The 13,792-nt window shown below is 59.1% G+C and carries 15 protein-coding genes and 1 other RNA gene; 7 read left to right on the top strand and 9 right to left on the bottom strand.

Annotated elements, in window-relative coordinates:
• The 5 genes from aroA to gyrA form a co-directional block, all read right to left on the bottom strand.
• The coding region (gene aroA / locus VL003_RS02295; RefSeq protein WP_325439175.1) for a 3-phosphoshikimate 1-carboxyvinyltransferase at positions 1–930 on the bottom strand (930 nt) is incomplete at its 3' end.
• Positions 927–1,841: a prephenate dehydrogenase gene (locus VL003_RS02300; RefSeq protein WP_325439177.1), complete on the bottom strand. Its 915-nt coding sequence runs from the start codon at positions 1,839–1,841 to the stop codon at positions 927–929. The genes aroA and VL003_RS02300, both read right to left, overlap by 4 nt.
• Positions 1,842–1,848: 7 nt before the next feature.
• Complete coding sequence (gene pheA / locus VL003_RS02305) at positions 1,849–2,934, bottom strand: prephenate dehydratase (RefSeq protein WP_325439179.1); 1,086 nt, start codon at positions 2,932–2,934, stop codon at positions 1,849–1,851.
• Complete coding sequence (serC, locus tag VL003_RS02310; RefSeq protein ID WP_325439181.1) at positions 2,927–4,054, bottom strand: 3-phosphoserine/phosphohydroxythreonine transaminase; 1,128 nt, start codon at positions 4,052–4,054, stop codon at positions 2,927–2,929. Before serC ends, pheA begins: the two co-directional genes overlap by 8 nt.
• Positions 4,054–6,750: a DNA gyrase subunit A gene (gene gyrA / locus VL003_RS02315; RefSeq protein ID WP_325439183.1), complete on the bottom strand. Its 2,697-nt coding sequence runs from the start codon at positions 6,748–6,750 to the stop codon at positions 4,054–4,056. The genes serC and gyrA overlap by 1 nt, the downstream gene beginning before the upstream one ends.
• A gap of 421 nt (positions 6,751–7,171) precedes the next feature.
• Between gyrA and ompA the strand changes: the two genes are divergently transcribed.
• The 6 genes from ompA (at position 7,172) to VL003_RS02345 (ending at position 10,764) form a co-directional block, all read left to right on the top strand.
• The gene (ompA, locus tag VL003_RS02320) at positions 7,172–7,753 is read left to right on the top strand and encodes an outer membrane protein OmpA (protein WP_325439185.1); all 582 of its coding nucleotides are present in this window, start codon (positions 7,172–7,174) and stop codon (positions 7,751–7,753) included.
• A gap of 128 nt (positions 7,754–7,881) precedes the next feature.
• Positions 7,882–8,607: a bifunctional 2-polyprenyl-6-hydroxyphenol methylase/3-demethylubiquinol 3-O-methyltransferase UbiG gene (ubiG, locus tag VL003_RS02325; protein WP_325439202.1), complete on the top strand. Its 726-nt coding sequence runs from the start codon at positions 7,882–7,884 to the stop codon at positions 8,605–8,607.
• A 31-nt stretch (positions 8,608–8,638) separates the two neighbouring features.
• The gene (locus VL003_RS02330) at positions 8,639–9,301 is read left to right on the top strand and encodes an HAD family hydrolase (protein ID WP_325439187.1); all 663 of its coding nucleotides are present in this window, start codon (positions 8,639–8,641) and stop codon (positions 9,299–9,301) included.
• 165 nt (positions 9,302–9,466) lie between these two features.
• Positions 9,467–9,832: a transfer-messenger RNA gene (gene ssrA / locus VL003_RS02335) on the top strand.
• Between the two features lie 317 nt (positions 9,833–10,149).
• Entirely contained in the window at positions 10,150–10,380 is a 231-nt protein-coding gene (locus VL003_RS02340) for a hypothetical protein (RefSeq protein WP_325439189.1), read from the top strand.
• 3 nt (positions 10,381–10,383) lie between these two features.
• Positions 10,384–10,764 carry a type II toxin-antitoxin system death-on-curing family toxin gene (locus tag VL003_RS02345; protein ID WP_325439191.1) on the top strand — a complete coding sequence of 127 codons (381 nt, stop codon included), beginning with the start codon at positions 10,384–10,386 and terminating at the stop codon, positions 10,762–10,764.
• Between the two features lie 86 nt (positions 10,765–10,850).
• Here VL003_RS02345 and VL003_RS02355 read toward each other — a convergent pair whose 3' ends face one another.
• On the bottom strand, positions 10,851–11,234 hold the full coding sequence (locus tag VL003_RS02355; RefSeq protein WP_414708217.1) for a hypothetical protein: 384 nt from the start codon (positions 11,232–11,234) through the stop codon (positions 10,851–10,853).
• Here VL003_RS02355 and VL003_RS02360 point away from each other — a divergent pair.
• A complete protein-coding gene (locus VL003_RS02360) occupies positions 11,223–11,669 on the top strand; it encodes a hypothetical protein (RefSeq protein WP_325439195.1) in 447 nt (148 codons plus the stop codon). The two genes, VL003_RS02355 and VL003_RS02360, sit on opposite strands and share 12 nt — an antisense overlap.
• On the opposite strand, the gene VL003_RS02365 is transcribed toward VL003_RS02360, so the two are convergent.
• From VL003_RS02365 to VL003_RS02375, 3 genes are all read right to left on the bottom strand, one after another.
• Complete coding sequence (locus tag VL003_RS02365; RefSeq protein ID WP_325439197.1) at positions 11,651–12,151, bottom strand: type II toxin-antitoxin system YhaV family toxin; 501 nt, start codon at positions 12,149–12,151, stop codon at positions 11,651–11,653. The two genes, VL003_RS02360 and VL003_RS02365, sit on opposite strands and share 19 nt — an antisense overlap.
• On the bottom strand, positions 12,148–12,477 hold the full coding sequence (locus VL003_RS02370) for a type II toxin-antitoxin system PrlF family antitoxin (protein WP_325439199.1): 330 nt from the start codon (positions 12,475–12,477) through the stop codon (positions 12,148–12,150). The genes VL003_RS02365 and VL003_RS02370 overlap by 4 nt, the downstream gene beginning before the upstream one ends.
• A 141-nt stretch (positions 12,478–12,618) precedes the next feature.
• Positions 12,619–13,792: DUF2254 domain-containing protein (locus VL003_RS02375; RefSeq protein WP_325439201.1), on the bottom strand; the 1,174-nt coding region annotated here is incomplete at its 5' end.

Here is a 13,792-nt window from a genome sequence, read left to right on the forward strand (position 1 = left end):
GCCTTGCGCAACCCTGATGCCCTGAACCTCGATGGAATCGGCATGCCACGTAATGTCGGCGCCCATGGCCTGCAAGGTATCGGCAAACGCGATGTCGCCTTGTATGCTGCGCGACCCCACCCCATGAATATGCACGGGGCCGCCGCCAATAGCGCCCAGCGCCATAAAGTACGAGGCCGACGATGCGTCGCCCTCGATTGCGACGGCCCCCGGCGAGCGGTAAGCCGCCGATGCTGGAATGGTGAAACGCTGCCAGCCATCGCACTTTACGTCCACGCCGAAGCGGGCCATGAGGTTAAGGGTAATCAGAATATAGGGCCGCGAAATAAGGGTGCCGTCGACTTCGATGACCAGGTCTTGCCCCGTTGCCGCCGTGTGTATGGGCCCGGCCATTAAAAGCGAGGTCAGAAACTGGCTGGAAACCGAACCTTTGATGTGCACCGGCTCGCCTGCAACCGGCACCGCCCGGCCGATGGCCAGGGGCGGGTAGCCTTCAGTGCCCAGATAATCAATTTGCGCACCGGCCTGTCGCAACGCATCGACCAGATCACCGATGGGTCGTTCGTGCATGCGGGCGACGCCGGACAAACGGTACTCGCCCTGCATAAAGGCCAGGGCCGCAGTCAAAGGCCGAAACGCCGTACCGGCGTTGCCCAAAAACAGTTCGGCCTGCGAGTTGCGAAACGGGCTTCCGCCCTGAACTTCGAGCGTATTTTCGTCGATTTCGGTCATGGCCACACCAAGGGCATGCAATGACTCGAGCATGACCCGGGTATCGTCCGACTCGAGCAGCCCGGTCACCCGTGTCGTGCCCTGCGCCAGGGCGGCCAACAGCAACACCCGGTTCGAAATACTTTTGGAACCGGGCAGGTGCAAAGCACCCTTGGCAATGGAAAGCGGCTGCAGCAACAAGCTGTCTTCAGAGTTCATGAGCGGCTCCTGCTACCCCAGAGGCGGCGCGCCAGCGCCGCGCGTTCAAGAAAATCATACAAGCCCTGCCCGTCTTCATCGTGCAGGCTTTGCTCGGCCCTGTCGAGCAAAGCCCGGAACTGGGCAAGCTCGTCGAGCATGGCCTTGCGATTGGCCAGGAAGATGTCGCGCCACATCTCGGGCGAGCCCGCTGCAATGCGGGTGAAGTCGCGAAAACCCGTGCCTGCCAGCGCCATGCGCTGGTCGGAATCGGCAGCACCCGCCACCTGCGCCATGAATACCGACGCCAGAAAATGTGGCATGTGGCTGACACTGGCCAGCGCGGTATCGTGCGTGTCGGGCTGCATGCTGACCACCCGCGCTCCGCAGGCTTCCCAGACGCGCCTCAGCAACGACTGCTGCGATTCGCTGTTTTCTGGCAAGGGCGTCAGCACCACGACACGCTTGTTGTACAGGTCAGCACGCGAGGCCTCGGGGCCGCTCGCTTCGGCACCCGCAATGGGGTGACCCGGAAGGAACTGCCCGATGCGATCGCCGAGTGCCGACCGGGCGGCCCGTTCAACGTCGGCCTTCGTACTTCCGGCGTCCGTCAGTAGCGTTGTGGGCCGCAAATGGGGTGCCATGGCGGCCAGCACCGACTCAGTCGCCCCCACGGGCACCGACAATAAAATCAGGTCGGCCCGCCTGGCGGCCTCTTCAAGCGTGACAGCTTCGTCGATAAGGCCCAGGCGCCGGGCCTGAGCCAGTGTTTGGGGCCGACGACCCGCCCCCAGAATCGTGGTTGCGGCGCCCGCCTGTCGCAAGGCGGCGGCGAAGGAGCCTCCGATCAGGCCCACCCCCACCACAGCCACCACATCTACCAGTGGCTGTCCGGAAAAAGTCGAAGCCGGGGCGACATCGGTTTCACTCATCGCCGCCCTATTGCATGGGGTAAGAGCCCAGCACCTTCAAGAACGCCGAGCGTTCTTTCAGGGCGGCCAACGCCTTTGCCACAGGCTCTTCGTCGCGGTGCCCGACCAGATCGACGTAGAAGTAGTATTCCCACTGACCTGTGCGGGCGGGGCGCGACTCGAGCCGGCTCATGGAAACACCATTGTCGGCCAATGGTGAAAGCACTTCGTGAACGGCGCCGGCCCGATTGGGAACCGCCAAAATGAGGCTGGTTTTGTCGTGTCCGCTGGCACCAGGTTCGGTCGTGCCCACCGCCAGAAATCGGGTTCGGTTCTGGGCGTCGTCCTGGATGCCGGCCTCGACCACTTGCAGGCTCCAGGCCTGGGCAGCCATGGCGCCGGCAATGGCCGCGACAGTGGGGTCTTGTGCGGCAATGCGTGCCGCTTCGGCGTTGCTGGACGCTGCGTCACGCTCGAGACCCGGATAATGCCGGGAAAGCCAGCCCTGGCACTGAGCCAAGGCCTGCGGGTGCGCCATGACGCGGGTCACGCCCTGCATGGTGCCCGACTGCGTCATAAGACAATGGTGAATATTCAGTGAGCGCTCGCCCAGTACTTTAAGCGGCGAGTTAAGCAGCAGGTCAAGCGTACGATTGACCGCGCCCTCGGTGGAGTTTTCGACCGGAACCATCCCCGCATGCGCCTGACCGGCCTCGACAGCGCGAAACACTTCGTCGAACGAATCGCAACGCAGCTTGACGATGCTTTGCCCGAACTGCTCAAGAGCGGCCTGCTCGGAAAACGAGCCCTGGGGGCCGAGATAGGCCACGACTAGCGGGCTTTCAAGGCCGCGGCACACAGAAATGATCTCGCGCCAAACCGCGCCAATGCCCGCCTCGGTGAAGGGACCTTGGTTGATCTCGCGCAGGCGCCTTATAAGCGACGCTTCGCGCTCGGGCTTAAGCACGAGCCCGCCGGCGTCGAACTGTTGCTTGACCTCGCCCACCTGCAGGGCCAGACCGGCACGCTGGTTAAGCAATTCGAGGATCTGCTCGTCGACGGAATCGATCTGATCACGCAGCGGCGCAAGCTTGCCTTGAAGTGAATTATCCATGGCGGTTTTCAAAATCGGTCAGGAAATCGACCAGCGCCTGCACACCCTCAAGCGGCAAGGCATTGTAAATGGACGCACGCATGCCGCCCACGCTTTTGTGCCCCTTGAGCTGCAGCAGACCGGCCTGCTCAGACTCGGCCAGGAAGGTGGCATTAAGGGATTCGTCTGCCAGCACGAAAGGCACGTTCATGCGCGAACGCACCGGACGATGTACCGGATTCGAATAGAACCCGGAGGCATCGAGGTAGCCGTAAAGCAGATCGGCCTTGGCAATATTGGCCTGCTCTATCGCAGCCAACCCGCCCTGCTTCTTCAGCCACTTGAACACCAGCCCGGCAATATACATGGCATAGGTGGGCGGCGTGTTGAACATGGAGCTGGATTCCGCCACGTTGGCGTAATCGAAGGCCGAAGGGCAACCGGGCAAGGCGTGACCGATCAGATCGCGCCGCACAAATACCAGGGTGACCCCCGCCGGCCCGGCGTTTTTCTGGGCACCCGCGTAAATGAGCCCGGCACGGGAAAAATCGAAGGGGCGCGAAAGTATGTGCGACGAGGCATCGATAACCAGCGGCACCTCAGGCGCGCCCAGCGCAGCCATGTCGGGCCATTGCATGAACTCGACACCGCCTATGGTTTCGTTGCTGCAAAAATGCAGGTACGCGGCATCGGCACGCACGCGCCAGCTTTCAACCGCAGGAAACCAGGCAAACGGCCCATACTCGACGCCATCGAGGACAGCGGCCTGGCCGCTGCCGGCGGCCATGGCGATATCACCATAGCGCGCGGCCTCTTTGTAAGACTTGCTCGACCATGAGCCGGAAAGCACATAATCGGCCTTGCCCGACCCGTTACGCCCGATCAGGTTGAGCGGAATCAGAGCGTTCTCGGCTGTGGCCCCGCCTTGCATGAACAACACGGCAAAGTCGTCGGGCACGGCCAGCAGCTCGCGCAGATCGGCTTCCAGCTCGTCGTAGATTTGCATGAAATGCTTGCCGCGATGGCTCATTTCCATGACCGACATGCCGCTGCCGCGCCAATCGGTCATTTCAGCAGCCGCCTGTTCAAGCACCTCGAGCGGCAACGCTGACGGACCCGCCGAAAAATTCCAGGGCCTCATCAGCGGTCCTCCGGGTTGTCGGAGCCGTCTGCCTTATCGGCATCGCGGGCCTCATCGGAGCCACCTGTATCGGACGATGCGGCACCGTCAGTGACATCGGCATCGTCGGCAGCATCGTCTTCATCGGCGTCGCTTTCAACCACGCGGCGCACACCGGACAACGTGCTGTTCTCGTCGATATTGATGAGTGTGACGCCTTGTGTTGCGCGACCCATTTCGCGGATTTCAGAAACCCGGGTACGCACCAGCACGCCGCCAGTGGTAATAAGCATGATCTCGTCTTCGGGGGTGACCAGCACAGCGCCCACCACCTTGCCGTTACGGGCTGAGGTTTGAATGGCGATCATGCCCTTGGTGCCGCGACCGTGACGCGTGTACTCGACGATGGAGGTGCGTTTGCCAAACCCGTTTTCGGTGGCGGTAAGCACACTTTGCGATTCGTCTCCGGCCACGAGCAGCGAAATAACCTGCTGCCCTTCTTCGAGCGACATGCCGCGCACGCCACGCGCAGTCCGGCCCATGGGGCGAACGTCGTTTTCATCGAAGCGCACCGCCTTGCCTGCGTCAGAGAACAGCATGACGTCGTGCTTGCCGTCGGTAAGGTCGGCACCGATGAGGTAGTCGCCCTCGTCGAGCGCCACGGCGATAATGCCGGCCTTGCGTGGGTTGGAGAAGTCGGACAGCGGTGTCTTCTTGACCGTACCGCGAGAGGTGGCCATGAACACGTAATGGTCTTCGCTGAACTCTTTGACCGCCAGCACAACGGTGATTTTCTCGCCGTCGAGCAACGGGAACATATTGACGATGGGACGACCGCGTGCGCCACGCGAACCCTGCGGAACCTCCCAGACCTTGAGCCAATACACCCGGCCCCGGTCAGAGAAGCACAGCAGGTAGTCGTGCGTGTTGGCGATGAACAACTGGTCGATCCAGTCGTCTTCTTTCATGGTAGTGGCTTGCCGGCCCCGACCCCCGCGCTTTTGCGCCCGGTATTCGGAAAGCGGCTGGCTTTTTATATAGCCGCTTTGCGACAGGGTAACCACCATGTCCATGGGGGTGATCAGGTCTTCGGTGTCGAGCTCGGTGGCATTGTGCTCGATTTCAGATCGGCGAATGTCTTTGGCATTGGTGCTGAAATCGGCCTTCAGCGCCAGCAGCTCGTCGCTGATGATGCCTGTTACACGCTCGGGACGGGCCAAAATGTCGAGCAGGTCGGCAATGGTGTCCATGATGTCTTTGTATTCGCCGACAATTTTGTCCTGCTCAAGCCCGGTCAGGCGCTGCAGACGCATGTTCAGAATTTCTTGCGCCTGAACGTCGCTTAGGCGGTACTGACCGTCGTCTTGCAGACCGAACTCAGCGTCCAACCCTTCGGGCCGATAGGCCGCGCGCCCGCCAGGGGTGTCGCCCTGGTCGGCGCGTTGTAACATTTCGCGCACCAGGGAAGAATCCCAATTGCGGGCCATGAGATCTTGGCGAGCCACCGGAGGCGTGGGCGCCGCCTTGATAATGGCGATGAAATCGTCGATATTGGCCAGTGCCACGGCCAGGCCTTCAAGCACATGGCCGCGATCACGCGCTTTGCGCAGCTGATACACCGTGCGACGAGTAACGACTTCGCGGCGGTGGCCCAGAAAATACTGAACCAGTTGCTTAAGGTTAAGCAGTCGCGGCTGGCCGTCGACCAGCGCCACCAGGTTCATGCCGAAGGTGTCTTGCAACTGGGTATTTTTATACAGGTTGTTAAGAACAACCTCGGGCACCTCGCCCCGCTTGAGCTCGATGACCAGACGCATGCCGTCTTTGTCAGACTCGTCGCGGATGTCGGAAATGCCTTCGATCTTGCGTTCGTTAACAAGTTCGGCAATACGTTCTTGCAACGATTTTTTATTAACCTGATACGGAAGCTCGTCGACGATAATCGCCTGACGGTTGCCTTTTTCGGTGTCTTCAAAGTGGGTTTTGGCACGCATAATGACGCGACCACGCCCGGTGCGGTACCCCTCGCGAACGCCCGACATGCCATAAATAATGCCGCCGGTCGGGAAGTCGGGCGCGGGAATCAGCTCGATGAGCTCGTCAACCGTGCACTCGGGGTGGCGCAGGCAATATAAGCAGCCGTCGACCACCTCGGCCAGATTATGAGGCGGAATATTGGTGGCCATGCCCACGGCAATGCCCGAACTGCCGTTGACCAGCAGGTTGGGCAGACGCGAAGGCAGAACCAAAGGCTCTTGCTCGCTGCCGTCGTAGTTGGGCCCAAAGTCGACCGTTTCTTGGTCGATGTCGGCCAGAAGCTCGTGGGCGATGCGGGCCAGGCGAATCTCGGTGTAACGCATGGCGGCAGCGCTGTCGCCGTCGACCGAGCCGAAGTTGCCCTGGCCGTCGACCAGCATGTAGCGCAACGAAAAACTTTGCGCCATGCGGACAATCGTGTCGTAAACGGCCGAGTCACCGTGGGGGTGATACTTACCAATAACGTCGCCGACAATACGCGCCGACTTTTTATAAGCCCGGTTCCAGTCATTGTTGAGCTCGTGCATGGCGTAGAGCACACGCCGGTGCACCGGCTTGAGACCGTCGCGCACGTCGGGCAGGGCCCGGCCGACGATAACGCTCATGGCGTAATCGAGGTAACTGCGGCGCATCTCCTCTTCCAGTGAAATTGGAAGAGTCTCCTTGGCGTAGGAATCCATAGAGGTGTCTAAAGGTAAATTCGTGAACAGAAACCGAGTACGGGCCAATTGGAAATTCTAGCACTTCCGGGGTAGCCGCCCCGAAACCACGCCCGACCCCACCTATTACCGTGGTTCGCTGCGGGCACACGGCTTGCCGCCCTCTATGTAAATTCAGAATTTACTTCAACTTTCGAAGAGTGTTGCCAAAATCCAACGTACGACTGAAACTTAGGGTAGAATTCCGCCTAACTGAACATCAGACATCACTCAGGCCTAACGAACGTTGCTGAAATGCCGTAAGATTTGCCCGACAACGCCTGGTTTCAGCACAATTCTTGGATTAGAACCCAGGGCATTGCTATACTGGTTACGTTTTCTTTACTATGCGGCGGAGGTTCGCTGCGCCCACTTTCAGCATTTAGCTCAAACGAGGAGAAACATGAATAAACCCTCCAAAATCGCATTAGCGCTCGCCATCGCGGCCTTCTCGGCTTCGGGTGCAGTATCCGCACAAACCATCGACAACTGGCAGAACTCTTCCGGTAACGTATGGAAGAACGGCACCAACGAACTCTGCTGGCGCAATAACTTCTGGACACCCGCCACCGGTATCGCCGGCTGCGACGGCGTGCCTGTCGCCCAGCAAACTCAAGTCGTGGCTCCCACGGCTACCAAAGTCGTCCTGAACGCCGATACGTTCTTCGACTTCGACAAAGACACCCTCAAGCCCGAAGGCCGTCAGGTTCTTGACCAGGTCGCTTCGCAGGCTTCTTCGATCAACCTCGAAACCCTGATCGCTGTCGGGCACACCGACTCTATCGGTACCGAACAGTACAACCAGGGCTTGTCCGAGCGCCGCGCCAACTCGGTTAAAAAATACCTGGTTAGCAAAGGCATCGATGCCAACCGTATCTACACCGAAGGTAAAGGCGAGCTCCAGCCTGTGGCCAGCAACGCCACTCGCGAAGGCCGTGCCCAGAACCGTCGCGTAGAGATCGAAATCGTGGGTACGCGTAAGTAATACTTCGCAAGCTCGCGACACGCAGAGCCTAAAGCTCCGCGTTAAAACGCTACAATTAGGGCGCCTGTAACAACAGGCGCCCTTTTTTATTTCTGTCGTGTCCTAGCCTTTACTTCGGGCCTTAAATGATGCAATCCGCCACTTCCTCCGCCTCTGTCAATGTTGATCAGTCCGAGCTTGAAAAGTTCAGCGCCCTGGCGTCGCGCTGGTGGGATCCTGAAAGCGAATTCAAACCACTACATGTCATCAACCCGCTTCGACTGGGCTGGATCCAGCAGCACACCGGCTCGCTTCAGGGCCTGGCTGTGCTCGACGTGGGCTGCGGCGGCGGCATACTGGCAGAAAGCATGGCGGTGGAAGGCGCCCAGGTTACGGGTATAGATCTTGCCGAAAAATCGCTTAAAGTAGCAAAACTGCACGGCCTGGAGTCGGGCGTTGCGGTGGATTACCAGGCCATTAGCGCCGAAGACATGGCTGCCCGGCACCCCGGCCGCTTCGACGTCGTTACCTGCATGGAAATGCTCGAGCACGTGCCCGACCCGGCGTCCATCGTGCGGGCCTGTGGGCAACTGGTCAAGCCCGGCGGCTGGGTGTTTTTTTCAACCCTTAACCGCAACCCGAAATCTTTCCTGTTTGCCATTGTGGGTGCCGAGTACGTATTGCGATTGCTGCCGCGCGGCACCCACAACTACGAAAACTTCGTCAAGCCGCGCGAGTTGGCCGCCGCCGCACGTGCTGCAGGCTTGGCGCCCTGCGCCATGGCAGGCATGGAATACAACCCCGTCACCGACCACTACAAGCTTAGCGGCGATACTTCGGTCAATTATCTAATGGCTGCACGACGCGAAGCCTAGTCTCACTGCACCCGTATTCGGCTGTCTACCCATGAAGCGACTCGTATTATTTGATTTTGACGGCACCCTGGCCGACACCGCGCCCGACCTTGCCACCGCGGCCAACAAACAACGCCACCGCAAAGGCCTGCAACCCCTGCCTTACGACTCTCTGCGCCCTTTGGCCTCGCAAGGCGCTCGTGGTCTGTTGCGGGCAAGTCTCGACATGCTGCCCGACCACCCCGAGTACGAAGTTTGCCGGCGCCAGTTCCTGCAAGACTACGAAGCAGAAATGACGGTGCTGACCACCCTGTTCCCAGGGATACCCGAGTTATTGGGCATTCTTAAAGAGCATGGGTATGGCTGGGGCATTGTTACCAACAAAATGGAATACCTCGCGCTGCCCATTGTCGAGCATCTGGGCCTGCACACCGAGTGCGTGGTAACCGTGGGCGGCGACACCGTGGGACATTCCAAGCCCCATCCGGCCCCCCTGCTGCATGCTGCCAAACAGGCCGGCGCAAACCCGGCTCATTGCATATACGTTGGGGACGACGAGCGCGATATCATCGCGGGCCGCGCCGCGGGCATGCATACTGTGGCAGCGGCTTACGGTTACTGTGCCTTATCCGAGGTCGACGCCTGGAAGGCCGATGCCGTGGCGCATGCGCCGAACGAAATCTGGCCCATTATTCAGACCCTGTGGCCACGTTAGGAGCCGGGGAACTTGCCCGCGCGGCAGCCATCCAATTGTTACTCAGACCGTGAAGAGAAACCGGCAGCCGCCAACCTCAGTAAACAATTCAAGAGCTTTCGGGAACTATCTTCATTGAACCCGGTCTTATTATTTGTATTGTGAGTTACAATACATCGTTCCACTGGGGTCGATCCGGCTTCGACGTGGGTCACGAAACAGCGCAGGGCATGTCGAGCACCAGTAAGCTCGTAAATCCACTGGAAAACCACAAACGCCAACGACGAGCGTTTCGCTCTGGCCGCTTAAGCGGTGAGCCGCTGCACTGATTTGTCTTTGGGTCAGGTAGGGTAAAACTTACAGCAGCGTCATTTTCAAAGAATCGGTACAAGTCAGGTCACTGGGCAAGTACTTAAACTTAAAGTGAATCGCCAAAGAAGGGCCTGTTGGTTGGCACGCTCCGAGGTTAAAACTTAAAGTTAACCGACTACACATGTAGAACTGCCTGCGGAAGGCTTGCGGACGGGGGTTCAATTCCCCCCGACTCCACCATATGCAAGGGCCTGGATAATCTCCAGGCCTTTTTTTTGTGTGATTCCCCGCGCCACGCGGGGTTCGGGCCATTCGTGCTGCCGGTGGCGCGTTCACAAAGCGCCTGAAATCGGTGCTTTCCCATCCAAAGCCGTCTCTATTCTCCCTTTGGCCTGCGGGTAGGCGCAGATGGTGGCCTCGAAAAATCAACAACTTACGAGCCAAGGTTCCCCGTCAACCATGGCCAGCGGTCAAGCATCGAATTCACCGATGACTGTGGCAACTCGCCCCGTCTTGCTTTATCATGAAATATCAAGATGAAACCGAAGGAGATGGCCATGACCACAGCCGTCCGCGAAAAATTCTCCTCTCAGGCCGCACCTGAAGTGCTGGCCGCGTTGCGCCAAATCGCCGAAAGCCAAGGCCGCCAGTTCCAGGCGGTGCTCGATGAGGCCCTGCGCGATTACATCGACCGTCAGCAAAAGGAACGTCCGCGCCGCCACGTAATGACCTCGTTTGCCTCCAGCCTCGATGAGTTCGACAGCCTCTACCGCGAACTGGCGAAGTAAACCGTGACGCACGACTCCCTGACCGTGGCTGATGTGCTCGGGATGCATACGGCGTTGATGCAACGTTACGGCGGTGCATCAGGTGTGCGCGATCCAGGGGCGCTGGAAGCGGCACTATTTCGCCCGCAGACGGGCTATTACGAGGACATTGTGGCGGAGGCGGCAGCCCTGCTGGAAAGCCTGGCGATCAACCACCCTTTCGTGGATGGAAACAAACGCATCGCCTTTGCTGCCACCGATGTGTTTTTGCGGATCAATGGCTGGCAACTGCAAGGTGCGCCGATGCAGATCTACGCGGAGATGATGCAGATGTTCGAATCGGGCACGTTTGACATCGCCCACCTTGATCCCTGGCTGCGGTCTTTCGCCGTCGCAACAGAATGATGCAATGAACAGAAAAGCACCCAACACACAGATGCAGGCTGCGATGACGGAAGCCCGGGAGATGGCGAGGAACCGAAATGTACAAGCTAGTGAAACCCAGGGCGGCGATTTGCTGCTGGTGGGCAAGTGCGCCGAATGCCACGGTGATGTGGCGCGGGTGATTGAGGACTCGTAACCCGATCAGGCATCAAACCCCGCCACCACCGCCCGCTGCGCGCCACCCAGTCGGTTGGCAGAGGGTTGCGCTGAAACCACAGCAGACTCATGCGCTTGGGCTGCCGACCTGCCAGAATGCTCTGGATGATGGCGGGTTCCAGCAGCGTCAGGCGCAACAGCTCGTTGACCGTCGAGTGATGCAGGCCTTCGCGCTGGGCGATCTCGCTGCCGCTGGCGACCACCCCATCGTCAAGCAACTGCTGCCAACAGAACGCCCGTGTCAGCGCCACCAGCAATGACCTGTGACGCACCATTCGGGTCGCACGCCGGCAGCCGTAAAGAGCGTGGGCGCAGATGGCGATCACGATGCCGATTTCGCCCAAGCGAGCGAAAAGCTCCGCGAACTGCACGCACACGCTACATCTCTCGGACTTTTTACATGTGATCGTGAGCTGTTGGCTTGCCCGAGCTGCGGAATGCAGGAGGACGTCACGATTGAGGGGATGTTGATCACACATGACTTCAAATCTCTGGACGTCAGCGACAGCGGGCTGCGCTTCACCGAACGGCAAAATGGACATTTCTCTTGCCCGCGATGCTGTGCCGACATCGTGGCGGGCGACAACCAGACGATGGACGAACTCCTCCTGCACGGCGAAGAACAGGTCGCAAAAGGCAAGGTCACGCCGGTCGGTGAGGTTGTTGAGCGGCTGCGCCAATCACTGGGCTGCTACCGCACTGGCCAATAATCCTGCATCCGCTGCGATTCCTTCTGCGCCTCAGCTAGGAGCTGATCCCAGCCATCAGGTGGATGCCCGCTTTCCAGCATCGTGCGGAACACCCGGTAGGCGTCGTCGCTGCTTTCGTAGGCGCGCTTGGTGTCTTCGTCATTCACCCAGGCGTAAACGATCATCTTGCTCGGGGCGTGGTAGCGGAAGAATAGACGGTACTGCTGGAAGAACTTGGCCCGGAACCAGTACTTGTGGGCGTCACCGAGCGTCCCACCCTGGCGGTACTCCGATCGCGTCGGATCTTGCGGGATGACATCGAACGCCAGCTTGGTGATCGCGGCCAGTCGTTTGCTGGCGTTCTTTTTCACGTATCCGACAGGATCCTTCTGCTTCAGGCTCTCGACCTGCCGCGCCAACGCTTCAATCTGTGCGAGGAACAGTGGGTGGGCAAAGATTGTCCAGCCATGAATGACCAGAGGTTCGGGTTTCCCTGCGCTCATTCATCGTCTGTCGACAAGGTGGCATCGAGATCGACATTGACGCCGCCGACCAGCGACTGGATGCGTTGGACGAAGCCGGCATCCACAGCTTTCAGCCGCTCGGGATGGCGAGTGATGTCGGCAGCCAGGAAGCCGAGGAACTGGCCGAGTACCGGGTCGTCACCGTCGGATGCCTCGACGCGCGTCAGCACCACCTCGCCACTGGGGCGAATGGTGTAGTGGATCTTGTCGCGCTTGCCCAGCTTGAGGGCACGACGCACGGTTTCCGGCACCGTGGTCTGGTAGCGATCAGTGAGTGTGGATTCGACTTCGAGGGTCGCGGCCATGGCAGGCTCCTGCGGATCTAGGGTGACTTTTAAATGGTAATGCATTCGCATTGTCTTGTCAATGCAGTTGCATTACCACAGTCCAGATTCAGTGGGATCGACACTCATAGAACACGGACAACGGCCCACCAACTTAGCGTGTCAAGCAATATTCGACTTACTGGGCGTTCGTTCGGCGGGTTGCCAGGCCGCTCGGTATTCCACCCGTAGCCTTTCCGTGTCCTCAGGCAGCACCATGGCACGCGAAGCGGCTTCATGCGCCGTGAGGGCCAATCGGGATGCCGCCGCGCGAAGGTCTCCATTGGTTACTGAAGCCAATGCCACTAACGCCTTCTGAAGACGCAACTGGATCTCCAATAGAGCAATCCCGTCCCGTATCAACGGTCGGAATGCATCATCTAGAAGATCTTCATTACGAAGTGGCGGAACATATACTCGCTCGTAAAGTATATGCTCTGCGACCATCCCATGATCCCGCTCCGCCCACGCCATGAGCACGCGGGTCAACCTGCCTATAATGTCTATGGCGGTACCCGAGTCATTGAGGGCCGGAGACAGCGCCCGCGAGCCGATCTCGCTTAATACCGAAAGGCCAAAACGAGGGTCCTGATCAAAAGAACGTTCATTCCCAATGGTATAGGCCTCTTCGATCTTCTCCGGCGAGACACGCTGTCCATCGGGCCCCGGCAATACCGCAGCTATCAATTTGCCCGAATGAATAAACGTTCCCGGCAATGCGACAACGAAAATCTCCGCTTGCTGTTCGTTCGCACAAATCTGCAGAGCCTTTATGTCAAGGTGCTGTACATATCCCGTTCTGGAAGACTTCACCGGATAGGCATCTGACGGCAAACTGTCTGGGTCCCGCAAGGGACGCCCACCCAGGCAAGGAGCAGCTATGCGGTCGCTCATAGCGTTCAGAGCCGCTTCCTCAACTCGTTGCGACGTCTCTGCCACCCTTCCAAGCCGAGACAAATATTCGATCCAGCGCAGCAACGTGATTACGATCAGCGCGACCACCAATATGGTGACACCGAACAAAATCAGCCGGGCCTGCATATCAAAATACCCGGTGCTCAATGCAATGATTCCCACCAGACTGAACAGGAAAGACCCAATGAAGGTACCCAAGACGTTCTGAGAGGTGTGATCCTGCATGATCAGCGTGGTTGCGCGCGGGGTCACATTGTTGGTAGCGGCCGAATATGCCTGAACCATGACCCCCAATGAGAAAGTTGTGACCGCAAGCATGCTTGAAGCCATGATCTTAAGCACGTCGACGACCGCGTCACTGCCTATCTTTCCAGGAAAATCG

The sequence above is a fragment of the Pusillimonas sp. genome, assembly GCF_035515275.1.
Lineage (GTDB): Bacteria > Pseudomonadota > Gammaproteobacteria > Burkholderiales > Burkholderiaceae_B > Pusillimonas.